Source organism: Streptomyces mayonensis (genome assembly GCF_018982965.1).
In the GTDB taxonomy this organism is placed as follows: domain Bacteria; phylum Actinomycetota; class Actinomycetes; order Streptomycetales; family Streptomycetaceae; genus Streptomyces; species Streptomyces mayonensis.
This window is the reverse complement of sequence record NZ_JACBYP010000025.1, coordinates 57,213-82,044: the sequence shown is the minus strand read 5'-3', so window position 1 is coordinate 82,044 and position 24,832 is coordinate 57,213. Positions and strand designations below refer to the sequence as shown.

Sequence of the window (24,832 nt, the reverse complement as noted above, 5' to 3'; positions counted from 1 at the left end):
CCTTTTTGGCCCCCCCCGGGGGGGGGGGGGGGCGCGCCCCCCCCCCCCCCCCCCCCCCCCACCGCCACCGCCACCGCCACGAGCATCGGCAGGCGGGCGGACGATCATCGCGAGGGTGTCCGCCTCCAGGGCCTCCCGCTCGTACCCGGGGCGTCCGACGAACAGGGCGACCGTGTCCTCCCGCCCCTCCTCGCCCGGCCGCCCCCGCTCGTACGCCGCCTGCCGCGCCCAGGCCGTGCCGTACCCGGCAGTGGCGTTCAGCCGGGCCCAGTCAGTGCCGTAGGACGTGCCGGGACGCGGCCGCTCCCGGCCGGACCGGCGCCCGTCACTGCCGGCGCCCACCGGACCGCCGAACCCCTGGGAACCACCCGAGCCTCCCGGCCCTCCCGGCCCTCCCGGCTCACCCGACTCCCCCAACTCACCCGGCTCACCCGACCCACCGGCCCCACCGAACTCCCGGGGTCCCCCGGACCTGCCGGGCGCGCGCGACCCGCCTGGCCCGCCGGTCGGGCCGGCGCCCCGCAGCGCGGCCCGCAGTCCCGGCACGCAGCCGACGGCGACCACCGACATGCCCACCAGAACCGCCCATCCCGCCCCCGCGATCCCGGCCGGAGTGAACAGCAGCGTCGCGCTTCCGAGCACCAGGACGCACATCGCGCCCTGCACGGCGGCGAGTACGCCGGTGCGCCCCTGGACCCGCAGCACGCCGATGTACAGCTCCACCACGATCCTCGGCAGCGCCCCCAGCGCGAGCAGCCGCAGCACCGTGGAGCCGTGCTCGGCGTAGTCCTCGTCGAAGGGCGCGAGGATCTGCGGCGCGAAGGCGACCAGGAAGAGCACCACCGGCACCAGCAGCAGCGTCATGCGGCGCAGGGCTCCGCGGACCCCGTCGGCGAGGCGGCGCGGGTCGTGGGAGGCGTGCGCGGTGAGGGAGGAGGCCATGTTGATGGCCATGAACTCCATCGTGCCGCCGACCGTGTAGGCCACGTAGAAGTAGCCGTTCTGCGCGGCGCTGAAGTTGACCGCCACCATCACCGGCAGCAGATTGATCATCGCCAGGCTGAACAGTGCGCCCAGTGAGTCCCCCGCGAGGAACCGGCCCATCTCGCGGACCCTGGGCGGTTCCACGTCCCGGTCGGCGGCGGCCTGGCGGGGGATGAGCCTGCGGAAGATCAGCCAGCCGAGCGGCAGGGTGGAGAAGGCGATCGCCACGGCCCAGGACACGAAGATGCCGAGGACGGGCAGCGTGGTGGCGAAGACGGCCAGCAGGATCAGCTTGCCGACCGAGAACACCGCGTTCCCCGCGGGCACCCACTCCGCCTTGCGCAGCCCCGTCAGCACGCCGTCCTGGAGGGTGAGCAGCGCCCAGGCCACGCACGCGGCGACGAACAGCGCCCCGGCCCCGAGCGTGCCGAGCGGGGCGTACGAGGCCCCCCACAGGTCGAGGGTGAGCAGGAAGACGACGGCGGCGACGGCGACGACCGCCGAACTCGCCGCGTAGGCACGCCACACCAGGGGACCGGTGGCACGCCCGGCGCGCGGCACGAAACGGACGACGGCACCGATCATCGTGGTCGCCGTGATGCTGGCGAGCAGCCGCATGGCGGCGATGGCGGCGGAGCCCTGTCCGACCGCCTCCTCCGAGTAGTAGCGCGCGGCCACGAGCCAGAAGCCGAGGCCGAGAACGGCGGAGACGCCGGTGCTGAGCATGAGGAAGTAGGCGTTCTTGAAGAGCGAGTCGCCGCCGGGCCCGCTCCCGGCCGACGCCGGCCCGCCGCCCGCCGGTACCGCGGCCGTCTGGTGCACCTTGGTCTCAGCCACCCGACGGAACCCGCCCTTCCGGAACCTCGGCCGGTCGTACGCCGGACTCCTCCAGCGCCGCGACCACCGCGGGTGCCCGCAGCGGGTCCACGGGCAGCGCGTGCCGCGCGAACCAGCGCGCCCCTTCGGGAGCCGGGGACGGGTCGGTGAACCCGGCGCCCGCGTAGTCGTCGAGGGGCGGGTCGTAGAGGTAGCCGACGACCATGCCGCGCCGGGCCAGCGCCCGGGCCGCCGCATCCCGGTCGGCCACCAGCAACGGGACCCGGAACAGCGGCTGCACCGCGCCCGGTGACCGCTGCGCCGCACCCCGCGCCGGGCCGCTGCCGTCCGGGGCGGCCGGTACGGCCCAGCGGGTGGAGAGGAGCAGCTCCGTCCCGGCCCGGCAGCGGGCGAGTACGTCGTCCAGGCGGTCGAGCCTGCGCCCGATCCGGCCGAACCGGAACCTCCCCGACCGCAGCCGGTAGTCGTGCATGTCGACGCGGACCCAGGAGTCGTACGCGTCGAGGCCGGGCGCCGAGGCCGCCGCGCGGGCGAGCTCCCGGGGGCGCAGCGGCATCCGGATCTCCTCGCGCTCCGTCAGCCCCAGCAGGCGCACGGTCGCCCAGGCGGCCCGCCGCAGCCGCAGCCCGCGCACGGCGGCCTCCGCGTACGGCCGTACCGCGTAGGCGACTTCGGCCGTCGTACGGCGTGGCAGCAGCAGCTCCTCGCAACTGCGCTCAAGCGTCTCGCGCAGCGCGGGGTCGGCGACGGCGAGGATGCCGCCGGCCTTGGCGCCGACGTGCTTGGAGAGGCTGAAGACGGAGGCGTCGCCCCAGGTGCCGACCGGCCGCCCGCCCACCTCGCTGCCGATGGCGTGCGCGGCGTCCTCGAACAGCGGGATGCCCAGCGCGTCGCAGCGGGCCCGCAGCCGGGGCGCCGGATCCGGGTTCCCGTACAGGTTGGTCGTCAGTACGGCGGACAGCGAGCCCCACACCTCGTCGGGCACGGCGTCCACGTCCAGGGACGCGTCCGACGGGTCGAGCGGCGCCTGCACCGGACGCAGCCCGGCGGCGAGGACGACGAAGAAGATGACGTCGTCGTTGACCGGAGACATCAGCACCCGGCCGCCCGGCGGGCACCAGTGCCGCAGCGCCGCGTACAGCCCGAAACGGCATGACGGCACGTACACGCATTCCCGGCCGAGCCGGTCGCGCATGGCCGCTTCCAGCCGTCTCCCCGGCTGCGAACCGTCCCGCGCCCGACCCGGACCGGCCTCCCCAATGGCCATCCGTCCCCCCAGAGGTGCCGTCGAGGGCCCCCTCCCCGAGACCGTCCGGCACCCGCCCAGAGTCGCCCTGTTCGCACCACTCCGTCAAGATTGCCTCCCGGCCTGTGGACAACTTCCCGTGCACAGGCGGAAGCGGAGCGCCACCGGCGCCGAACGTGCCCCGTTCGCGCCCCGCGCACGTCGGAGCGCCTGCGCACGCCCTCCCCGCCTCGCGGCACCACCTCCCGCCGCACTCCCAAGACGGCTGTGTCACCCGTAACGTGTGGCTGGTCCAGGCACCACGTGGCACACAACGACCACCTGGCGCACACGACGCGTGCACGGCACACACGGCGCGCACGCCGCACATGGCTCACACGGCTCACACGGCTCACATGGCGAACACGAAAGCGAGGCAGCACCCGATGCCCCCCTTCGACGTCCCCGAGGGCGACCCCTTCGGCCCGCACAACCTTCCGTACGGCGTGTTCTCGGTCCCCGGCACGCGGGAGCGGACGGTGGGCGTCCGGCTCGGCGACCACGTTCTCGACGCGGGCGCCGCGGCCCACGCGCTCGGCTCGCCGTACGCCTCCCTGCTGGCGCGGCCCACCCTGAACCCGCTCCTTGCGGCCGGCCGCACCGCGTGGTCGGACGTACGGCGCGCGCTGACGGCGTGGGTGACGGTCCCCTCCCACCGCGAGACCCTGCAACCGCTCCTCCACCCGCTGTCGTCGGTGACCCTGCACCTGCCCTTCGAGGTCGCCGACTACGTCGACTTCTACGCCTCCGAGCACCACGCGCGGAACGTCGGCCAGATCTTCCGCCCCGACGCCGCCGGCTCCCTCACCCCGAACTGGAAACACCTCCCGATCGGCTACCACGGCCGCTCCGGCACGGTGGTGGTGTCCGGTACGGACGTCGTACGGCCCTCGGGGCAGCGCAAGGCCCCCGCCGACACCGCCCCCGTCTTCGGGCCGTCCGTCCGCCTCGACATCGAGGCGGAGGTCGGCTTCGTCGTGGGCGTGCCCTCCGAAGCGGGCGAGCCGGTGGCACTCGGCGACTTCCGGGAGCACGTCTTCGGGCTGTGCCTGCTCAACGACTGGTCCGCACGGGACGTCCAGGCCTGGGAGTACGTCCCCCTCGGCCCGTTCCTCGGGAAGTCCTTCGCCACGTCGGTGTCGGCGTGGATCACGCCGCTGGAGGCCCTGGAGGACGCACGGGTGGCGCCTCCGGAACGCACGCACGACCTGCTGCCCTACCTCGACGACACGGACGGCGACCAGGACGGACCCGGCGGCTACGACCTGCGGATCTCCGTCGCCGTCAACGGGCATGTCGTCTCCGAGCCGCCGTTCTCCACCATGTACTGGACGGCCGCCCAGCAGCTGGCCCACATGACGGTCAACGGCGCCTCGCTGCGCACCGGCGACCTCTACGGTTCCGGCACGGTGAGCGGGCCGTCCGAGCGGGAACGAGGGTCACTGCTCGAACTGACCTGGAACGGCCGGGACCCCCTCGAACTCCCCGGCGGCAGGCGCACGTTCCTGGAGGACGGCGACGTGGTGACCCTGTCGGCCTGGGCCCCGGGACCGGACGGCGTACGAGTGGGTCTCGGCGAGGTGACCGGGCGGGTGACCGGACGAAAGGGCCGCTGACCCCGGCCACGGGATCCTGTACGCCGGGGGACGGGATCCTGTACGCCGACCGGCTGCCGTACGCCCACCGACTGTCGCAGGCGGACCGGCTGCCGTAGGCCGTGCCGGCCCCTTGCCGCCTCCGCTGCAGAACCGCCGCCGCCCGAATTCCCGGATCCGGTGTTCTCCGGCACCTGACTCCCACCGCCCGGCACCGTCATACTGGCGTCGGGCGGTGTTCGTGCGTCTTCGGTCCGTCCGCCCCTGCACAGCCAGAGCCGCCCGTCCTTTCCGACCAGGATCCGGAGCCCGTGGCATGACCGTCTGCCTGCTCCTGCTGTTCGTCGTCGCCGTGACCGCCGCGGTGCCGGTACCGCGCGCCCTGACCCGCTCCGGCTGGCCGGACCGGGATCCCGTGGTCGCGCTGTGGGTGTGGCAGTGCCTGGTCGCCACCGTCCTGCTGTGCTGTCTGACCGCCCTCGCGCTCGGCGCCACCGCCGTCTTCGGCACCGTCCGCGCCCAGCTCTTCGCGCCCGCACCGCCCTCGGTGACCGCCGCCTACAACCTCTCCGCCGGCCCGGCCTGGGCGGCGGTCGTCACACTGCTGCTGGCGGCGGGGGCCGCCTGGACGACGGCGATGCTGGCCCGCGAACTCGTCGAGGCCCGCCGCCGGCGCGCCCGGTCGCGGGCCCACCTGCGCGAGCGCGCCCCGGACCTGCCCGCCGGCCTCGGCGCCGCCCGCGGGCCCCTGCTGGTGCTGGAGGACGAGTACCCGGACGCCTGGTGGATGCCCGGGAACCCGCCCCAGCTCATCGTCACCACGGGCGCCCTGCACCGCCTCACCGACCACCAGCTCGACGCCGTCCTCACCCACGAGCGCGGCCACGCCCGGGCCCGCCACGACTGGCTGCTGCACCTGTCCACGGCCCTGGCGACGGGCTTTCCGCGCGTCCCGCTCTTCGCCCACTTCTGCGACCAGACCCACCGCCTGGTCGAACTCTCCGCGGACGACACCGCCTCGCGCCGCTGCGGACACCTGACCACCGCGCTGGCCCTGATCGAGCTGAACCAGCACCGGGGCGTCCTGTCCTGCTCCTCCAGTCACCGCCTCCTCGGCGAACGGGTCGACCGCCTCCTCGAACCCCGGCCCCGCCTGACGCCCCGCCACCGCGCCCTCACCACGGCGACAGCGGCCCTGGTCCCGCTCGTCCCCCTCCTGATCACCTTCGCCCCGGGCCTGACGGCCCTGGCGTAGTCGCTCCGCTCGGACGGGGAAACGGACCACGGGCCAGGGACGTGACGGCCGTAGCCCCATTCCCACGCCTTCTTCCGAGGCCCTGTTTCGAGACCCTGTGCCCAGGCCCTATTCCCAGTCCTCGGGCTCCGGCTCGTGCTCGGGCCAGTCGTCCGCGCCGGAGTGGGAGGCGGAACCGGCGCCCGGGCCGGCCGACGGGTCCGACGCGGGCCCCGGGGTGGGCGCCGGGGCGGCGGACGGTGCCTCCAGTCCCGCCAGCACTCCGACCACCCCCTCGCCGTACGTGGCCCGCTTCTTCTCGCCGACGCCGCTGATGCCCCCGAGCTGTTCGACCGAGGTGGGCCACACGGTGGCGATCTCCCGGAGGGTGGCGTCGTGGAAGATGACGTAGGCCGGGACGCCCTGCTCGCGGGCCTGTTCCGCACGCCAGGCGCGCAGCGCCTCGAAGGCCGGGACCAGCTCCGCGGGCAGCTCGGCCGCAGCCGCCTTCGCCTTGCGCTCGCCGCGGCCGCCACCCGCCGACCTGGCCGCGGCGGGCTTCTTGGGCTCCTTGCGCAGCGGCACCTCGCGCTCGCGCCGCAGCACCGTCCCGCTGGCCTCGGTCAGCACCAGCGTGCCGTACTCCCCCTCGACGGCGAGCAGCCCCTGGGCCAGCAGTTGCCGGGCGACGCCGCGCCACTCGGCCTCCGTCAGCTCCTCGCCGATGCCGAACACGGAGAGCTGGTCGTGGTCGAACTGGATGACCTTGGCGGTGCGCTTGCCGAGCAGGATGTCGATGATCTGTCCGGCGCCGAACTTCTGTCCGCGCTCCCGCTTCAGCCGCACCACCGTCGACAGCACCTTCTGCGCCGCCACCGTGCCGTCCCAGGTCTCGGGCGGGGTCAGGCAGGAGTCGCAGTTGCCGCAGCCGGCCGGGTCCGGGTCCTGTCCGAAGTAGGCGAGGAGCTGGCCGCGGCGGCACCGGACGGTCTCGCACAGGGCCAGCATCGCGTCCAGGTGGGACTGGGCCCGGCGCTGGAACGCCTCGTCGCCCTCGCCGGACTGGATCAGCTTGCGCTGCTGTATGACGTCGTTGAGTCCGTACGCCATCCAGGCCGTCGAGGGCAGCCCGTCCCGGCCCGCGCGGCCGGTCTCCTGGTAGTACCCCTCGACGGACTTGGGCAGGTCCAGGTGGGCGACGAACCGCACGTCGGGCTTGTCGATGCCCATGCCGAAGGCGATGGTCGCCACGACGACCAGGCCCTCCTCGCGCAGGAACCTCGACTGGTGCGCCGCGCGGGTGCCGGCGTCCAGACCGGCGTGGTACGGCACGGCCTCGACGCCGTTGCGCGAGAGGAACTCGGCGGTCTTCTCCACCGAGTTGCGCGAGAGGCAGTAGACGATGCCCGCGTCGCCCGGGTGCTCCTCGCGCAAAAAGCCCAGCAGCTGCTTCTTGGGGTCGGTCTTCGAAACGATCCGGTACTGGATGTTCGGCCGGTCGAAGCTGGCCACGAAGTGCCGGGCCTGCGGCATCCTCAGCCGCTCGGTGATCTCGCGGTGGGTGGCGTGCGTGGCCGTCGCCGTGAGCGCGAGGCGGGGCACGTCCGGCCAGCGCTCGCCGAGCAGCGACAGGGCGAGGTAGTCGGGCCGGAAGTCGTGGCCCCACTGGGAGACGCAGTGCGCCTCGTCGATGGCGAAGAGGGAGATCTTGCCGCGGGACAGCAGGTCGAGCGTGCCCTCCAGGCGCAGCCGCTCGGGCGCCAGGTACAGCAGGTCCAGCTCACCGGCGAGGAACTCGGCCTCGACCACGCGCCGCTCGTCGAAGTCCTGCGTGGAGTTCATGAACCCGGCGCGCACGCCGAGCGCCCGCAGCGCGTCCACCTGGTCCTGCATCAGCGCGATCAGCGGCGAGACCACGATGCCGGTGCCGGGCCTGACCAGGGCCGGGATCTGGTAGCACAGCGACTTGCCGCCGCCGGTCGGCATGAGCACGACGGCGTCGCCGCCGGCGATCACATGCTCGACGACCGCCTCCTGCTCGCCGCGGAACGCCTCGTACCCGAAGACCCGGTTCAGCGTGGCCAGCGCCTCACTGTCTCCGCCGCCCGTCTGCGCCGTCTCTGCCATCTCGCCGATCACGCCTGTCCCGCCCATCGTCCGGCCCCCGTACGTACTGCCTCGCCCGCCTGGTCTCTCACGTCTGCCCGGCCCGTCCTGCCCCGGCCACTGCATCAACGATAGGGGCCCGCGCCGACAGCCCCGGAGTTGTCCACAGGCCGCGGCGCTGCCCCGCGTCAACGACACGTCGCTCGTTCACACGTTCGCAGGAGACGTGCCCGTTTCCGGCGGATAGTCTGATTGCACCCGCGAGACTCCGTCCCATGGGAGCACTGATGAGCGTCGCACCTAAGGCGTCCACACCCGACTGGCCGACCCCGCCGGAGGGCGGCTGGACCGCGGACGACCTGGACCGGCTTCCGAACCTGCCTCCGCACACGGAGCTGATCGACGGGAGCCTCGTCTTCGTGAGTCCGCAGACCGCCTTTCATGAACGAGCCGTGGACTTCTTCAAATGGCAACTGCAGTCACTGGCGCCTGCAGAATTCGAAGTCTTCCGTGAGTTCACGATCGACATCGACGTGCAGAACAGGCCAGAGCCGGACGTCATCGTGTTTCGGGCCGACGCTTGGAAAGAGACGACGCAGACACGGTTTCCCTCAACGGCTGTCCTGCTGGCAATCGAGGTCGTTTCGGTCGACTCGGTCTCCCGCGACCGCGAGACCAAGCCTTTGAAGTACGCCAGAGCAAAGATTCCGCACTACTGGCGGGTCGAGAGCGAGAAGGGTCTCGCCGTCGTCCACGTCTTCGAGCTGGAGCCCACCACAGGCACTTACACGAGCATCGGCATCTTCCGTGAGCGCATGAAGCTGGAGGCGCCCTTCCCCATGGAACTGGACCTGACCGCCCTCAGGGCCCGCCCTCGCGGCGCATAAGCGCCCGGTCACACGGCGGTGGCCGGGCACCCCGGAGGGTGCCCGGCCACCGCCGTGTCCGTACAGGCAAGCGCAGCGTCAGCGCACGAACACCCCCGCCTGCCCCGCCAGGTCGAGGAAGTACTGCGGTGCCACGCCGAGCACCACCGTGACCGCCACGCCGACGCCGATCGCCGTCATCGTCAGCGGGGACGGCACCGCGACCGTCGGGCCCTCCGGGCGGGGCTCGCTGAAGAACATCAGCACGATCACGCGGATGTAGAAGAACGCCGCGATCGCCGACGAGATCACACCGATGACGACCAGCGGGGCCGCCCCGCCCTCCGCCGCCGCCTTGAACACGGCGAACTTGCCCGAGAACCCGGAGGTCAGCGGGATACCGGCGAAGGCCAGCAGGAACACCGCGAACACGGCCGCCACCAGCGGCGACCTGCGGCCGAGCCCGGCCCACTTCGACAGGTGTGTCGCCTCGCCGCCCGCGTCGCGCACCAGCGTCACCACGGCGAAGGCGCCGATCGTGACGAAGGAGTACGCGGCCAGGTAGAAGAGGACGGACGAGATGCCCTCCGGCGTGGTCGCGATGACACCGGCGAGGATGAAGCCCGCGTGCGCGATCGACGAGTAGGCGAGCAGCCGCTTGATGTCGGTCTGCGTGATCGCGACGATCGCGCCGGCCAGCATCGTGACGATCGCCACGCCCCACATCACCGGCCGCCAGTCCCAGCGCAGGCCGGGCAGCACGACGTAGAGGATGCGGAGCAGGGCGCCGAAGGCGGCCACCTTGGTCGCCGCCGCCATGAAGCCGGTCACCGGCGTCGGCGCGCCCTGGTACACGTCCGGCGTCCACATGTGGAACGGCACCGCGCCCACCTTGAACAGCAGGCCCATGACGAGCAGCGCGGAGCCGACGAGCAGCAGCGCGTCGTTGCCCATGGTGCCGGCGAGGGCCGGGGTGACCTCGGGCACGGTGCCGTCGACGACCTGGGCGATCGTGCCGTACGACATGGAGCCCGCGTAGCCGTAGAGCAGGGCGATGCCGAACAGGGTGAAGGCCGAGGCGAACGCGCCGAGGAGGAAGTACTTGACCGCCGCCTCCTGCGACATGAGCCGCTTGCGGCGGGCCAGCGCGCACAGCAGGTAGAGCGGGAGGGAGAGCACCTCCAGGGCCACGAAGAGCGTCAGCAGGTCGTTGGCCGCCGGGAAGACCAGCATGCCGGCGACGGCGAAGAGGAGGAGCGGGAAGACCTCCGTCGTCGTGAAGCCCGCCTTGACCGCCCTCTGCTCGCTCTCGCTGCCGGGGACCGCCGCCGCCTGCGCGGCGAAGGAGTCGACGCGGTTGCCGTGCGCCTCCGGGTCCAGGCGCCGTTCGGCGAACGTGAACAGGCCGACCAGCGCCACCAGCAGGATGGTGCCCTGCAGGAACAGGGCGGGCCCGTCGACGGCGATCGCGCCCATGGCCGCGATGCCCGCCTTGGTCGTGCCGTGGCCGCCCGCCGCCAGCGCGACGACCGCGGCGAAGGCGGCGATCAGCGCGACGACGGAGAGGAACATCTGCGCGTAGTAGCGGGAGCGGCGCGGCACGAAGGCCTCCGCCAGGATCCCGAGAACCGCCGCGCCGATGATGATCAGGGTCGGCGCCAGCTGGCCGTACTCGATCTTCGGCGCGTCGATCTTGCCGATCGGGTCGGCCGCCGTCGCCGCCGCCGTTGTCCACAGGCTGTGGACGGCTGTTGCGCTCACTTGGCCGCCTCCACCTCAGGCTGGGGGTCCTTCTTGTGTACGTCGGACATGGTCTGCTCCACTGCGGGGTTGACGATGTCCGTCACGGGCTTCGGGAAGACGCCCAGGAAGATCAGCAGCGCCACCAGCGGCGCCACGACCACCAGCTCCCGCACCCGCAGGTCGGGCATGGCCGACACCTCGGGCTTCACCGGTCCTGTCATCGTCCGCTGGTAGAGGACGAGGGTGTAGAGCGCGGCGAGGACGATGCCCAGCGTGGCGATGATGCCGATCACCGGATAGCGCGTGAACGTGCCGACCAGGACCAGGAACTCACTGACGAAGGGCGCGAGCCCCGGCAGCGAGAGGGTCGCGAGGCCGCCGATCAGGAAGGTGCCGGCGAGGACCGGGGCGACCTTCTGCACACCGCCGAAGTCGGCGATGAGCCGCGAACCGCGCCGCGAGATCAGGAACCCGGCGATCAGCATCAGCACGGCCGTCGAGATGCCGTGGTTGACCATGTACAGCGTCGCGCCGGACTGGCCCTGGCTGGTCATCGCGAAGATGCCCATGATGATGAAGCCGAAGTGCGAGATCGACGCGTAGGCGATCAGCCGCTTGATGTCGCGCTGGCCGACCGCCAGCAGCGCTCCGTAGATGATGCTGACGACCGCCAGGACCAGGACGACCGGCGTCGCCCACTTGCTGGCCTCCGGGAAGAGCTGGAGGCAGAAGCGGAGCATCGCGAAGGTGCCGACCTTGTCGACGACCGCCGTGATGAGCACGGCGACCGGCGCGGTCGACTCCCCCATGGCGTTGGGCAGCCAGGTGTGCAGCGGGAACAATGGCGCCTTCACCGCGAAGGCGAAGAAGAAGCCGAGGAAGAGCCAGCGTTCGGTGCTGGTCGCCATGTCCAGCTCGCCGCTCGCCCGGGCCTGGGCGATCTCCGTGAGGGAGAAGCTCCCGGCGACCACGTAGAGCCCGATGACCGCGGCCAGCATGATCAGGCCGCCGGCCAGGTTGTAGAGGAGGAACTTCACGGCGGCGTAGGACCGCTGGGTCGCCGCCGTCTTCTCGCCGTGCTGGTGGGCCCGGTCGCCGAAGCCGCCGATCAGGAAGTACAGCGGGATCAGCATGGCTTCGAAGAAGATGTAGAACAGGAAGACGTCGGTGGCCTCGAACGAGATGATCACCATCGCCTCGACGGCCAGGATCAGGGCGAAGAAGCCCTGCGTCGGCCGCCACCGGCTGCTGCCGGTCTCCAGCGGGTCGGCGTCGTGCCAGCCCGCGAGGATGATGAACGGGATCAGCAGCGCGGTCAGCGCGATCAGCGCCACCGCGATGCCGTCCACGCCCAGTTCGTACCGGACGCCGAAGTCGGCGATCCAGGAGTGGGACTCGGTCAGCTGGTAGCGGTCGCCGCCCGGGTCGAAGCGGACCAGCACCGTGACCGCCAGCGCGAGCGTGGCCAGCGAGACCAGCAGCGCCAGCCACTTGGCCACGGTGCGTCGCGCGGCCGGCACGGCGGCCGTGGCGATCGCCCCGACGGCCGGGAGGGCCGCCGTGACTGTCAGCAGGGGAAAGGACATCGGTATCAGACCGCCCTCATCAGCAGGGTCGCGGCGACGAGGAGTGCCGCACCGCCGAACATCGAGACCGCGTACGAGCGCGCGAAGCCGTTCTGCAGCTTGCGCATCCGCCCGGACAGGCCGCCGACCGAGGCCGCCGTGCCGTTGACGACTCCGTCGACCAGGGTGTGGTCGACGTAGACCAGGGACCGCGTGAGGTGCTCGCCGCCGCGGACCAGGACGACGTGGTTGAAGTCGTCCTGGAGCAGGTCGCGCCGGGCGGCCCGGGTGAGCAGCGACCCGCGCGGGGCGACGGCCGGGACCGGACGGCGCCCGTACTGCGCCCAGGCGAGCGCGACGCCGACGACCATGCAGGCCACCGTCGCCCCCGTGACCACGCCGGCGCTGATCGGCGCGTGGCCGTGGTCGTGCCCGGTGATGGGCTCCAGCCAGTGCAGGAAGCGGTCGCCGATGCTGAAGAAGGCACCGCCCGCGACCGATCCGACGGCCAGCACGATCATCGGGATCGTCATGGCCTTCGGGGACTCGTGCGGGTGCGGCGGTTCGTACGCGCCGCGGGTCTCGGCGGCCGGCTCCACGTCGGGCTCGGCGGGGGACGGCGTCGGGGCGTTGCGCCAGCGCTCCTCGCCGAAGAACGTCATCAGCATCACGCGCGTCATGTAGTACGCCGTGATGGCCGCGCCCAGCAGGGCGCAGGCGCCGAGGATCCAGCCCTCGGTGCCGCCCTTGGCGAACGCCGCCTCGATGATCTTGTCCTTGGAGAAGAAGCCGGACAGGCCCGGGAAGCCGATGATGGCGAGGTAGCCGAGGCCGAAGGTGACGAAGGTGACCGGCATGTACTTGCGCAGTCCGCCGTAGCGGCGCATGTCGACCTCGTCGTTCATGCCGTGCATGACGGAGCCGGCCCCGAGGAACAGTCCGGCCTTGAAGAAGCCGTGCGTCACCAGGTGCATGATCGCGAAGACGTAGCCGATCGGGCCGAGGCCCGCGGCGAGCACCATGTAGCCGATCTGCGACATGGTCGAACCGGCCAGCGCCTTCTTGATGTCGTCCTTGGCGCAACCGACGATCGCACCGAAGAGCAGCGTGACCGCGCCGACGATGGTGACCACCAGTTGCGCGTCCGGGGCGCCGTTGAAGATGGCGCCGGAGCGGACGATCAGGTAGACGCCCGCCGTCACCATGGTCGCGGCGTGGATGAGGGCGGAGACCGGGGTCGGGCCCTCCATCGCGTCGCCGAGCCAGGACTGCAGCGGCACCTGGGCGGACTTGCCGCACGCGGCGAGCAGCAGCATCAGGGCGATCGCGGTGAGCTTGCCCTCGTCGGCGCCGCTCGCGAGCCCGGCCTCCCCCTGGCCGCCGAGCACCGGCCCGAAGGCGAAGGTGCCGAACCACAGGAACATCAGCATGATCGCGATGGACAGGCCCATGTCGCCGACGCGGTTGACCAGGAAGGCCTTCTTCGCGGCCGTGGCGGCGCTGGGCTTGTGCTGCCAGAAGCCGATCAGCAGGTAGGAGGCGAGTCCGACGCCCTCCCAGCCGACGTACAGCAGCAGGTAGTTGTCGGCGAGGACGAGGATCAGCATCGCCGCGAGGAACAGGTTCAGGTAGCCGAAGAAGCGGCGGCGCCGCTCGTCGTGCTCCATGTACGCGACCGAGTACAGGTGGATGAGCGAGCCGACGCCGGTGATCAGCAGGACGAACGTCATCGACAGCTGGTCGAGCCGGAAGGCGACGTCGGCCTGGAACCCCTCCACCGGGATCCAGCTGAACAGGTGCTGCGTCAGGGTGCGGTCCTCGGCGCCGCTGCCGAGCAGGTCGGCGAAGAGGACGACGCCGATCACGAAGGACACGGCGGCCAGCAGCGTGCCGATCCAGTGGCCGACGCGGTCCAGCCGGCGTCCGCCGCACAGCAGGACCGCCGCTCCGAGCAGGGGCGCCGCCACCAGCAGCGCAATCAGATTCTCCACTTCAGCCCCTTACAGCTTCATCAGGCTGGCGTCGTCGACCGAGGCCGAGTGGCGGGAACGGAACAGCGACACGATGATCGCGAGGCCGACCACGACCTCCGCGGCGGCGACGACCATCGTGAAGAAGGCGATGATCTGGCCGTCGAGGTTCCCGTGCAGCCGGGAGAAGGCGACGAACGCGAGGTTGCAGGCGTTGAGCATCAGCTCGACGCACATGAAGACCACGATCGCGTTGCGCCGGATCAGCACGCCGGTGGCGCCGATCGTGAACAGCAGTGCCGCGAGATACAGGTAGTTGACCGGGTTCACTTCGACGCCTCCTCGGACCTCTTGGCGCTCCCGGCGGCGGACCCCTCGGAGTCGGCCGGCCCCGGGGCGGTGCGCTCCAGGCGCTCCTCGGCCCGCTGCTCCAGCGCCTTCAGGTCGCCCAGCGCCTCCATCGACACGTCACGGATCTGGCCCCGCTCGCGCAGCGTCCTGCTGACGGTCAGCTCGGACGGGGTGCCGTCGGGCAGCAGGCCCGCGATGTCGACCGCGTTGTGCCGGGCGTAGACGCCGGGCGCGGGCAGCGGCGGCAGGTACTCGCCCTCGCGCAGGCGCTTCTCGGACAGCTCGCGCTGGGTGGCCGCCCGCTCGGTGCGCTCGCGGTGGGTGAGCACCATGGCGCCGACGGCGGCCGTGATGAGCAGCGCGCCGGTGATCTCGAAGGCGAAGACGTACTTGGTGAAGATGAGGGACGCCAGGCCCTCCACGTTGCCGTTCGCGTTCGCCTGGGCGAGGCCGGTGAACTCGCTGACGGAGGCGTTGCCGATGCCGCCGATCAGCAGGATGCCGAAGCCGAGTCCGGACAGCAGGGCCAGCCAGCGCTGGCCCTTGATGGTCTCCTTCAGCGAGTCCGCCGCGGTGACGCCGACGAGCATCACCACGAACAGGAACAGCATCATGATGGCGCCGGTGTAGACGACGATCTGCACGATGCCGAGGAAGTAGGCGCCGTTGGCGAGGTAGAACACCGCCAGCACGATCATGGTCCCGGCGAGGCAGAGCGCGCTGTGCACGGCCTTCTTCATGAAGACGGTGCACAGGGCGCCGATCACCGCGACCGTGCCGAGGATCCAGAACTGGACGGCCTCTCCGGTGGAGGTGCCGGCGGAGAGGGTCGCCGCGGCGGCGAGCTGCGCGCTCATCGGCGGATCACCTCCTCCGACGCCGGCTCCGTCCCGCCGAAGGTCGAGTCGCCCTCCTGGACGACCTCGCCCTTGGAGTGGGCCTCCTGCTGGACCGTGCCGGGTGCCGCCTCGGTCACCAGGCCCCGGTAGTAGTCCTGCTCGTCCGTGCCCGGGTAGATGGCGTGCGGCGAGTCGACCATGCCCTCCTCCAGACCGGCGAGCAGCTGGTCCTTGGTGAAGATGAGGTTGGCGCGGCTGGAGTCGGCCAGCTCGAACTCGTTGGTCATGGTCAGCGCGCGTGTGGGGCACGCCTCGATGCACAGGCCGCACAGGATGCAGCGGGCGTAGTTGATCTGGTAGACGCGGCCGTAGCGCTCGCCCGGCGAGTAGCGCTCCTCGTCGGTGTTGTCCGCGCCCTCGACGTAGATCGCGTCGGCGGGACAGGCCCAGGCGCACAGCTCGCAGCCGACGCACTTCTCCAGGCCGTCCGGATGGCGGTTGAGCTGGTGCCGTCCGTGGAAGCGCGGGGCAGTGGTCTTCTTCTGCTCCGGATACTGCTCGGTCAGCCGCTTCTTGAACATGGCCTTGAAGGTCACGCCGAAGCCGGCCACGGGGTTCATGAAACCGGGGTCGGTCTCCTTGGGTTCCACGGGTTCGCTGTGACCCCGGGGTGCGCTGTGTTCCTCGTGCCCCTTGTGGCCCTTGTGTTCCTCAGCCATCGGACGCCTCCTTTCCATCCGTTGATCCGCTCACAGATCCGTCACTCTGAGTATCGGGCCCGCCACTGACAATCAGCTCCCGTTCGCGGCGGGGACGGCGCCTGGGCACCGGCGGCAGCTCCTGTCCGGGCAGCGGCGGTACGGGGAACCCGCCGGCCATCGGGTCGAAGGCGGTCGCGTCCTCGGCCGGCCCGTCGGTCTTCGCGCCCTTGGCGCCCTTGTCGCGGTAGATGTCGGCGACGAAGGACAGCAGCAGCAGGACGAGCACGCCGCCGCCGACGTAGAGGGCGATGTCGGTGAAGTCGTATCCCTCGTTCCTGAGGGCCCGCACGGTCGCGACCAGCATCAGCCAGACCAGGGAGACCGGGATGAGGACCTTCCAGCCGAGCTTCATCAGCTGGTCGTAGCGGACCCGGGGGAGGGTGCCGCGCAGCCAGATGAAGAAGAACAGCAGCAGCTGGACCTTGACCACGAACCAGAGCAGCGGCCACCAGCCGTGGTTGGCGCCCTCCCAGAAGGTGCTGATCGGCCAGGGGGCCCGCCAGCCGCCGAGGAACAGCGTGGTGGCGACCGCCGAGACCGTCACCATGTTCACGTACTCGGCGAGCATGAACATCGCGAACTTGATCGACGAGTACTCGGTGTTGAAGCCGCCCACCAGGTCGCCCTCGGACTCGGGCATGTCGAAGGGGGCGCGGTTGGTCTCGCCGACCATCGTGACGATGTAGAGGATGAAGGAGACGGGCAGCAGCACGATGTACCAGCGGTCGTTCTGCTGGGCGACGATCTCCGAGGTGGACATCGAGCCGGAGTAGAGGAAGACCGAGGCGAACGCGGCGCCCATCGCGATCTCGTAGGAGATCATCTGCGCGCAGGAGCGCAGTCCGCCGAGCAGCGGGTACGTCGAGCCGGAGCTCCAGCCGGCGAGCACGATGCCGTAGATGCCGACCGAGGCGACGGCCAGGATGAACAGCATCGCGATCGGCAGGTCGGTGAGCTGCATGGCGGTGCGGTGGCCGAAGATCGAGACCTCGTTGCCTGCCGGTCCGAAGGGGATCACCGCGATCGCCATGAAGGCCGGGACGGCCGCGACGACCGGCGCCAGGATGTACACCGCCTTGTCGGCGCGTTTGACGACGACGTCTTCCTTGAGCATCAGCTTGATGCCGTCGGCGAGCGACTGGAGCAGGCCCCAGGGGCCGTGCCGGTTCGGGCCGATGCGCAGCTGCATCCAGGCGACGACCTTGCGCTCCCAGACGATGGCGAACAGCACGGTCACCATCAGGAAGGCGAAGCAGAACACCGCCTTGACGACGACCAGCCACCAGGGGTCGGTCCCGAACATCGAGAGGTCTTCAGCGGCGAGGTACGGGCTCATGCCTCCACCTCCTTGGGGGCCTCGCCGGCGGAGGTCGCCGGGCCGATGCGGACGAGGTTTCCGGGCAGCGCTCCGGCGTCGGAGGCGACGCCGTGGCCGGCCGAGTTCAGCGGGAGCCAGACCACCCGGTCGGGCATCTCGGTGACCTGGAGCGGCAGTTCGACGGCTCCGGCGGGACCGGTCACGGCGAGGACGTCGCCGTCCTTGACGCCCGCCTCGGCGGCCGTGGCGGCCGACACGCGCGCGCGTGCGGCGTGCCGGGTGCCGGCGAGCGCCTCGTCGCCCTGCTGGAGCAGCCCCTGGTCGAGCAGCAGCCGGTGCCCGGCCAGTACGGCCTCTCCGGCGGCCGGCCTGGGCAGCGCGCTCGCGGTCTGCAGCGGCTCACCGGCCCTTGGCCCGTCCCAGCCGCCGAGCCGGTCGATCTCCGCGCGCGCGGTGCGCAGGTCAGGCAGGCCGAGGTGGACGTCCATGGCGTCGGCCAGCATCTGCAGGACGCGGGCGTCGGCCGGGGCGAGGCGGCGGGTCATCTGGTCGGGCTTGAGCGCGGCCTCGAACAGGCGCGCCCTGCCCTCCCAGTTGAGGAAGGTGCCGGGCTTCTCGGCGACCGCGGCCACGGGCAGGACCACGTCGGCGCGTTCGGTGACCTCGCTGGGCCGCAGCTCGAGGGACACCACAAAACCGGCCTCCTCGAGTGCCGCACGCGCGCGCGTGGGGTCGGGCAGGTCGGCGACCTCGACGCCCGCCACCAGCAGCGCCTGGAGTTCGCCCCGGGCTGCGGCCTCGACGATCTCGCCGGTGTCGCGGCCGTAGCGGTGCGGCAGGTCGGCCACGCCCCACAGCGCGGCGACCTCCTCACGCGCGCGGGGGTCGGTCGCGGGGCGTCCGCCGGGCAGCAGCGACGGCAGCGCGCCGGCCTCGATCGCGCCGCGCTCCCCGGCCCGGCGCGGGATCCACACCAGCCGGGCGCCGGTCGCGGTGGCGGTGCGTACGGCGGAGGTGAGACCGCCGGCCACGGACGCCAGCCGCTCGCCGACGACGATCACGGCGCCCTCGGCGCGCAGTGCCTCGGCCGCCCGGGTGCCGCCCTCCTCCAGGCCGACGCCGCTCGCGAGGGCGTCCAGCCACTCGGTCTCGGTGCCGGGGGCGGCGGGGAGCAGGGTGCCGCCGGCCTTCTCCAGGCCCCGCGTGGCGTGGGTGGCCAGCGCGAAGACCTTCTGTCCGTGCTTGCGCCAGGCCTTGCGCAGCCTGAGGAAGACGCCGGGCGCCTCCTCCTCGGCCTCGAAGCCGACCAGCAGCACGGCGGGCGCCTTCTCCAGCGACGTGTAGGTGACGCCGGTCCCGTCGAGGTCCCGGCCGCGTCCGGCGATCCGGGCGGCCAGGAAGTCGGCCTCCTCGGCGCTGTGCACGCGCGCGCGGAAGTCGATGTCGTTGGTGTCGAGCGCCACGCGCGCGAACTTGCTGTACGCGTAGGCGTCCTCGACGGTGAGCCGCCCGCCGGTCAGGACGCCGGTGCGGCCCCTGGAGGCGAGCAGTCCCTGCGCGGCGATCTGCAGGGCCTCGGGCCAGGAGGCCGGCTCCAGATCGCCCTCCGGGTTGCGCACCAGCGGCGTGGTGAGCCGGTCCCGCTGCTGCGCGTACCGGAACCCGAAGCGCCCCTTGTCGCAGATCCACTCCTCGTTGACCTCGGGCTCGTCGGCCGCGAGGCGCCGCATGACCTTGCCGCGCCGGTGGTCGGTGCGGGTCGCGCAGCCGCCGGAGCAGTGCTCGCACACCGACGGCGAGGAGATCAGGTCGAAGGGGCGGGAGCGGAACCGGTAGGCCGCCGAGGTGAGTGCGCCGACCGGGCAGATCTGGATGGTGTTGCCGGAGAAGTACGACTCGAAGGGGTCGCCCTCGCCGGTGCCGACCTGCTGGAGCGCGCCCCGCTCGATCAGCTCGATCATCGGGTCGCCCGCGACCTGGTTGGAGAACCGGGTGCAGCGGGCGCACAGCACGCACCGCTCGCGGTCGAGCAGCACCTGTGTGGAGATCGGCACCGGCTTCTCGTAGGTGCGTTTCCTGCCCTCGAAGCGGGAGTCGGCCTGGCCGTGCGACATCGCCTGGTTCTGCAGGGGGCACTCGCCGCCCTTGTCGCAGACGGGGCAGTCCAGCGGGTGGTTGATGAGCAGCAGCTCCATCACGCCGTGCTGGGCCTTCTCGGCGACGGGCGAGGTGAGCTGGGTCTTCACCACCATGCCGTCGGTGCAGGTGATGGTGCAGGACGCCATCGGCTTGCGCTGGCCCTCGACCTCGACGATGCACTGGCGGCAGGCGCCGGCCGGGTCGAGGAGGGGGTGGTCGCAGAACCGGGGGATCTCGATGCCGAGCTGCTCGGCGGCCCGGATGACCAGGGTGCCCTTGGGGACGCTGATCTCGGCGCCGTCGATCGTCAGCGTGACGAGGTCCTCCGGCGGGAGGGCCGCCTCTCCCCCTCCCGAGGGAGCATTCGTGGTCACGGTCATGCCTTCACCTCCGTGCGGTCGGCCCAGGCCGTCGACTTGGCCGGGTCGAAGGGGCATCCGCGGCCCGTGATGTGCTGCTCGTACTCCTCGCGGAAGTACTTGAGCGAGGAGAAGATCGGCGAGGCGGCGCCGTCGCCGAGGGCGCAGAAGGACTTGCCGTTGATGTTGTCGGCGATGTCGTTCAGCTTGTCGAGGTCGGACATCTGTCCCTTGCCGGCCTCGATGTCGCGCAGCAACTGGACCAGCCAGTACGTGCCTTCGCGGCAGGGGGTGCACTTGCCGCAGGACTCGTGGGCGTAGAACTCGGTCCAGCGGGTGACGGCGCGCACGACGCAGGTGGTCTCGTCGAAGCACTGGAGCGCCTTGGTGCCGAGCATGGAACCGGCGGCGCCCACGCCCTCGTAGTCGAGGGGGACGTCGAGGTGCTCGTCGGTGAACATCGGCGTCGAGGAGCCGCCCGGCGTCCAGAACTTCAGCCGGTGGCCGGGGCGCATGCCGCCGCTCATGTCGAGGAGCTGGCGCAGGGTGATGCCGAGCGGCGCCTCGTACTGGCCGGGGCCCGCGACGTGGCCGCTGAGCGAGTACAGCGTGAAGCCCGGGGACTTCTCGCTGCCCATCGACCGGAACCAGTCCTTGCCCTTGTTCAGGATCGCGGGAACCGAAGCGATCGATTCGACGTTGTTCACCACAGTCGGGCACGCGTAGAGGCCCGCGACGGCGGGGAAGGGGGGACGGAGCCGCGGTTGACCCCGGCGGCCTTCGAGCGAGTCGAGCAGTGCGGTCTCCTCACCGCAGATGTACGCGCCCGCGCCAGCGTGCACGGTGAGTTCCAGGTCGAGTCCGCTGCCCAGGATGTTCTCGCCGAGGAAGCCGGCCGCACGGGCCTCGCGCACGGCCTCGTGCAGTCGCCGCAGCACGGGGACGACTTCACCGCGCAGGTAGATGAAGGCGTGCGACGACCTGATGGCGTAGCACGCGATGACGATGCCCTCGATGAGGCTGTGCGGGTTCGCGAAGAGGAGCGGGATGTCCTTGCAGGTCCCCGGCTCCGATTCGTCGGCGTTGACAACAAGATAGTGAGGCTTGCCGTCCCCCTGGGGAATGAACTGCCACTTCATCCCGGTCGGGAACCCGGCACCGCCGCGTCCGCGCAGACCGGACTCCTTGACGTACGCGATCAGGTCGTCCGGCTCCATGGCCAGCGCCTTGCGGAGCCCCTCGTACCCCTCGTGCCTCCGGTAGACGTCGAGAGTCCAGGACTCGTCCTCGTCCCAGAAGGCCGACAGCACGGGTGCGAGCAGCTTCTCCGGACTGCTGCCCTTGATCTCGGCTGCCACGGTCATCACTCCCCCTCCTCGGCGGTGGGCCCGGCCGGGTGGGACGGGTCGGACGCCGATGTGTCCTGCGGCGCGTCGTGCGAGCTGAGGTGTTCCGTCGGGGACGGGTCGTGCACGGCCCGGTCCTGCGGTGCATCCTGCGACGCGTCGTGCGGTCCGCCGTCCCGCGGGTGTACGACGCGCGCGGCGGGCACCTCGCCCTTGGCCAGCTTCAGCCCGGCCAGGGAGGCGGGGCCCGCGCTGCCGCCGGCCGCGACGGCGCCGTCCCGCTCGTCGGGGAAGCCCGCCAGGATCCGGGCGGTCTCCTTGAAGGTGCACAGCGGCGCCCCGCGCGTGGGGGTCACCGGCCGTCCCGCGCGCAGGTCGTCGACGAGGCCGCGGGCGCTCGCGGGGGTCTGGTCGTCGAAGAACTCCCAGTTGACCATCACGACGGGGGCGAAGTCGCAGGCCGCGTTGCACTCGATGTGCTCGAGGGTGACCTTGCCGTCCTCGGTGGTCTCGCCGTTGCCGACGCCCAGGTGCTCCTGGAGGGACTCGAAGATGGCGTCGCCGCCCATGACCGCGCACAGCGTGTTGGTGCAGACGCCGACCTGGTAGTCGCCGCTCGGCCGGCGCCGGTACATGGTGTAGAAGGTGGCGACGGCGGTGACCTCGGCGGTGGTGAGGTCCAGCATGTCCGCGCAGAACTGCATGCCGGTGCGCGTGACGTGCCCCTCCTCCGACTGCACCAGGTGCAGCAGCGGCAGGAGGGCGGACCGGGAGTCCGGGTAGCGGGCGATGACCTCGCGCGCGTCGGACTCCAGCCGGGCCCGGACGTCGTCCGGGTAGGCGGGCGCGGGCAGTTCCGGCATGCCCAGGCTGACGCCCCGCTCCGAAGAAGAGGTGGTCACCGGTCGACGCCTCCCATCACGGGGTCGATGGACGCCACCGCGACGATGACGTCGGCGACCTGGCCGCCCTCGCACATCGCCGCCATGGCCTGCAGGTTGGTGAAGGACGGGTCGCGGAAGTGGACCCGGAAGGGGCGGGTGCCGCCGTCCGAGACGACGTGCACACCGAGTTCGCCCTTGGGTGACTCGACCGCCGCGTACGCCTGTCCCGGTGGCACGCGGAAACCCTCGGTGACCAGCTTGAAGTGGTGGATCAGGGCCTCCATGGAGGTGCCCATGATCTTCTTGATGTGGTCGAGGGAGTTGCCCAGGCCGTCCGGTCCCAGGGCGAGCTGCGCGGGCCAGGCGATCTTCTTGTCGGCGACCATGACCGGGCCGGGCTCCAGCCGGTCCAGGCACTGCTCGATGATGCGCAGCGACTGGCGCATCTCCTCCAGCCGGATCAGGAAGCGGCCGTAGGAGTCGCAGGTGTCGGCGGTCGGGACGTCGAAGTCGTAGGTCTCGTAGCCGCAGTACGGCTGGGTCTTGCGCAGGTCGTGCGGGAGGCCGGCGGACCTGAGGACCGGTCCGGTGGCGCCGAGGGCCATGCAGCCGGCCAGGTCGAGGTAGCCGACGTCCTGCATGCGGGCCTTGAAGATGGGGTTCCCGGTGAACAGCTTGTCGTACTCCGGGAGGTTCTTCTTCATCTTCTTCACGAACTCGCGCATCTGGTCCACCGCGCCCGGCGGCAGGTCCTGGGCGAGTCCGCCGGGCCGGACGAACGCGTGGTTCATCCGCAGGCCGGTGATCAGCTCGAAGATGTCGAGAACCAGTTCACGATCGCGGAATCCGTAGATCATGACCGTGGTGGCGCCCAGCTCCATGCCGCCGGTGGCGACGCACACCAGGTGCGAGGAGAGCCGGTTCAGCTCCATCAGCAGGACCCGGATGACCGAGGCGCGGTCCGGGATGTCGTCCTCGATGCCGAGGAGCTTCTCGACGCCCAGGCAGTACGCCGTCTCGTTGTAGAACGGCGTCAGGTAGTCCATGCGCGTCACGAACGTGGTGCCCTGCGTCCAGGTCCGGTACTCGAGGTTCTTCTCGATGCCGGTGTGCAGGTAGCCGATGCCGCAGCGGGCCTCGGTGACCGTCTCGCCGTCGATCTCCAGGATCAGGCGGAGCACGCCGTGCGTGGACGGGTGCTGCGGGCCCATGTTGACGACGATGCGCTCGTCGTCGGCGCGGGCGGCGGACTGGACGACCTCGTCCCAGTCACCGCCGGTGACCGTGTAGACGGTGCCTTCGGTCGTCTCCCTGGGGGAGGCGTGGGAAGTGCTCACGAGTACGACCTCCGCTGGTCCGGAGCCGGGATCTGGGCGCCCTTGTACTCGACGGGGATGCCGCCGAGGGGGTAGTCCTTGCGCTGCGGAAAGCCCTGCCAGTCGTCCGGCATCATGATCCGCGTCAGGGCCGGGTGACCGTCGAAGACGATGCCGAAGAAGTCGTACGTCTCGCGCTCGTGCCAGTCGTTGGTCGGGTAGACGGCGAACAGCGACGGGATGTGCGGGTCGCTGTCGGGCGCGCTGACCTCCAGGCGGATCAGCCGGTTGTGGGTGATCGAGCGCAGGTGGTAGACGGCGTGCAGCTCGCGGCCCTTGTCGTGCGGGTAGTGGACGCCGCTGACGCCGGTGCACAGTTCGAAGCGCAGGGCCGGGTCGTCGCGCAGGGTGCGGGCGACGCGGACGAGGTGCTCGCGCTCGATGTGGAAGGTCAGCTCGTCGCGGTCGACGACCGTCTTCCCGATCGCGTTCTCGGGCAGCAGTCCCTGTTCCTCCAGCGCGCCCTCGAGCTCGTCGGCGACCTCGTCGAAGTATCCGCCGTAGGGCCTGCTCGCGGGTCCGGGCAGCCGCACGGAGCGGACCAGGCCGCCGTAGCCGGAGGTGTCGCCGCCGTTGTTGGCGCCGAACATGCCGCGCTGGACGCGGATCTCCTCGCCGCCCTGACCGCGCTGGCCGGGGAGGTTCTCCGCGGACAGGTCCTTCTCGGGGTTCACGCCGTCCGCGTCACCCGCGGTGTTGTTGGCGTCGCTCACCGCAGCAGCCCCTTCATCTCGATGGTGGGCAGGGCCTTGAGCGCCGCCTCCTCCGCCTCGCGGGCCGCTTCCTCCGCGTTGACCCCGAGCTTGGAGCTCTGGATCTTCTGGTGGAGCTTGAGGATGGCGTCCATCAGCATCTCGGGCCGCGGCGGGCAGCCGGGGAGGTAGATGTCGACGGGGACGACGTGGTCGACGCCCTGGACGATGGCGTAGTTGTTGAACATGCCGCCCGAGGAGGCGCAGACCCCCATGGAGATCACCCACTTCGGGTTCGGCATCTGGTCGTAGACCTGCCGCAGCACCGGCGCCATCTTCTGGCTGACCCGGCCCGCGACGATCATCAGGTCCGCCTGCCGCGGCGATCCGCGGAAGACCTCCATGCCGAAGCGCGCCAGGTCGTAGCGGCCGGCGCCGGTGGTCATCATCTCGATGGCACAGCAGGCGAGGCCGAACGTGGCCGGGAAGACGGACGACTTGCGCACCCAGCCCGCGGCCTGCTCGACGGTGGTCAGCAGGAAGCCGCTCGGCAGTTTTTCTTCGAGTCCCATGTCAAAGAGC

At 71.3% G+C, this 24,832-nt stretch carries 18 protein-coding genes and 1 pseudogene; 3 read left to right on the top strand and 16 right to left on the bottom strand.

The features are described 5' to 3' along the window. A pseudogene (locus tag HZS56_RS12725) lies at positions 1 to 1,821 on the bottom strand (lipopolysaccharide biosynthesis protein); the annotation flags it as partial. Beyond that, positions 1,814 to 3,088 (bottom strand): DegT/DnrJ/EryC1/StrS family aminotransferase, encoded by a 1,275-nt coding sequence (locus HZS56_RS12720; protein ID WP_216720791.1) that lies wholly within the window; start codon positions 3,086 to 3,088, stop codon positions 1,814 to 1,816. The gene HZS56_RS12720 and the pseudogene HZS56_RS12725, both read right to left, overlap by 8 nt. Positions 3,089 to 3,492: 404 nt before the next feature. Here HZS56_RS12720 and fahA point away from each other — a divergent pair, with 404 nt between their 5' ends. Both fahA and HZS56_RS12710 read left to right on the top strand, forming a co-directional pair. Further along, a complete protein-coding gene (gene fahA / locus HZS56_RS12715) occupies positions 3,493 to 4,722 on the top strand; it encodes a fumarylacetoacetase (protein ID WP_216720799.1) in 1,230 nt (409 codons plus the stop codon). Positions 4,723 to 5,017: 295 nt separating this feature from the next. Further along, complete coding sequence (locus HZS56_RS12710) at positions 5,018 to 5,956, top strand: M56 family metallopeptidase (protein WP_216720790.1); 939 nt, start codon at positions 5,018 to 5,020, stop codon at positions 5,954 to 5,956. A 108-nt stretch (positions 5,957 to 6,064) separates the two neighbouring features. On the opposite strand, the gene recQ is transcribed toward HZS56_RS12710, so the two are convergent. Continuing rightward, positions 6,065 to 8,089, bottom strand: coding sequence for a DNA helicase RecQ (gene recQ, locus HZS56_RS12705; protein WP_216720789.1), 2,025 nt, complete (start codon positions 8,087 to 8,089; stop codon positions 6,065 to 6,067). Between the two features lie 239 nt (positions 8,090 to 8,328). On the opposite strand from recQ, the gene HZS56_RS12700 reads away from it, so the two are divergent. Then, complete coding sequence (locus HZS56_RS12700) at positions 8,329 to 8,928, top strand: Uma2 family endonuclease (RefSeq protein ID WP_216720798.1); 600 nt, start codon at positions 8,329 to 8,331, stop codon at positions 8,926 to 8,928. Between the two features lie 78 nt (positions 8,929 to 9,006). On the opposite strand, the gene nuoN is transcribed toward HZS56_RS12700, so the two are convergent. The 13 genes from nuoN to HZS56_RS12635 are packed head-to-tail and all read right to left on the bottom strand — an operon-like array spanning position 9,007 to position 24,822. Further along, positions 9,007 to 10,668 carry an NADH-quinone oxidoreductase subunit NuoN gene (nuoN, locus tag HZS56_RS12695; protein ID WP_216720788.1) on the bottom strand — a complete coding sequence of 554 codons (1,662 nt, stop codon included), beginning with the start codon at positions 10,666 to 10,668 and terminating at the stop codon, positions 9,007 to 9,009. Then, entirely contained in the window at positions 10,665 to 12,236 is a 1,572-nt protein-coding gene (locus tag HZS56_RS12690; RefSeq protein WP_216720787.1) for an NADH-quinone oxidoreductase subunit M, read from the bottom strand. Before HZS56_RS12690 ends, nuoN begins: the two co-directional genes overlap by 4 nt. Positions 12,237 to 12,241: 5 nt before the next feature. Further along, a complete protein-coding gene (gene nuoL, locus HZS56_RS12685; protein WP_216720786.1) occupies positions 12,242 to 14,206 on the bottom strand; it encodes an NADH-quinone oxidoreductase subunit L in 1,965 nt (654 codons plus the stop codon). 9 nt (positions 14,207 to 14,215) lie between these two features. Continuing rightward, positions 14,216 to 14,515, bottom strand: a complete 300-nt coding sequence (gene nuoK / locus HZS56_RS12680) for an NADH-quinone oxidoreductase subunit NuoK (RefSeq protein WP_006133113.1) — start codon at positions 14,513 to 14,515, stop codon at positions 14,216 to 14,218. After that, positions 14,512 to 15,393, bottom strand: coding sequence for an NADH-quinone oxidoreductase subunit J (locus tag HZS56_RS12675; protein ID WP_216720785.1), 882 nt, complete (start codon positions 15,391 to 15,393; stop codon positions 14,512 to 14,514). The genes nuoK and HZS56_RS12675 overlap by 4 nt, the downstream gene beginning before the upstream one ends. After that, positions 15,390 to 16,094: an NADH-quinone oxidoreductase subunit NuoI gene (gene nuoI, locus HZS56_RS12670; RefSeq protein ID WP_216720784.1), complete on the bottom strand. Its 705-nt coding sequence runs from the start codon at positions 16,092 to 16,094 to the stop codon at positions 15,390 to 15,392. The genes HZS56_RS12675 and nuoI overlap by 4 nt, the downstream gene beginning before the upstream one ends. Continuing rightward, the gene (gene nuoH / locus HZS56_RS12665) at positions 16,087 to 17,472 is read right to left on the bottom strand and encodes an NADH-quinone oxidoreductase subunit NuoH (protein WP_216720783.1); all 1,386 of its coding nucleotides are present in this window, start codon (positions 17,470 to 17,472) and stop codon (positions 16,087 to 16,089) included. Before nuoH ends, nuoI begins: the two co-directional genes overlap by 8 nt. Next, a complete protein-coding gene (locus HZS56_RS12660) occupies positions 17,469 to 19,973 on the bottom strand; it encodes an NADH-quinone oxidoreductase subunit G (protein WP_216720782.1) in 2,505 nt (834 codons plus the stop codon). The genes nuoH and HZS56_RS12660 overlap by 4 nt, the downstream gene beginning before the upstream one ends. Then, positions 19,970 to 21,319 (bottom strand): NADH-quinone oxidoreductase subunit NuoF, encoded by a 1,350-nt coding sequence (gene nuoF, locus HZS56_RS12655; RefSeq protein ID WP_216720781.1) that lies wholly within the window; start codon positions 21,317 to 21,319, stop codon positions 19,970 to 19,972. Before nuoF ends, HZS56_RS12660 begins: the two co-directional genes overlap by 4 nt. Continuing rightward, the gene (nuoE, locus tag HZS56_RS12650; RefSeq protein ID WP_216720780.1) at positions 21,316 to 22,200 is read right to left on the bottom strand and encodes an NADH-quinone oxidoreductase subunit NuoE; all 885 of its coding nucleotides are present in this window, start codon (positions 22,198 to 22,200) and stop codon (positions 21,316 to 21,318) included. The genes nuoF and nuoE overlap by 4 nt, the downstream gene beginning before the upstream one ends. Next, positions 22,197 to 23,519, bottom strand: coding sequence for an NADH-quinone oxidoreductase subunit D (locus tag HZS56_RS12645; RefSeq protein WP_216720779.1), 1,323 nt, complete (start codon positions 23,517 to 23,519; stop codon positions 22,197 to 22,199). The genes nuoE and HZS56_RS12645 overlap by 4 nt, the downstream gene beginning before the upstream one ends. Then, positions 23,516 to 24,271, bottom strand: a complete 756-nt coding sequence (locus HZS56_RS12640; protein WP_216720778.1) for an NADH-quinone oxidoreductase subunit C — start codon at positions 24,269 to 24,271, stop codon at positions 23,516 to 23,518. The genes HZS56_RS12645 and HZS56_RS12640 overlap by 4 nt, the downstream gene beginning before the upstream one ends. Continuing rightward, on the bottom strand, positions 24,268 to 24,822 hold the full coding sequence (locus tag HZS56_RS12635) for a NuoB/complex I 20 kDa subunit family protein (protein ID WP_006133126.1): 555 nt from the start codon (positions 24,820 to 24,822) through the stop codon (positions 24,268 to 24,270). Before HZS56_RS12635 ends, HZS56_RS12640 begins: the two co-directional genes overlap by 4 nt. Positions 24,823 to 24,832 lie beyond the last annotated feature (10 nt).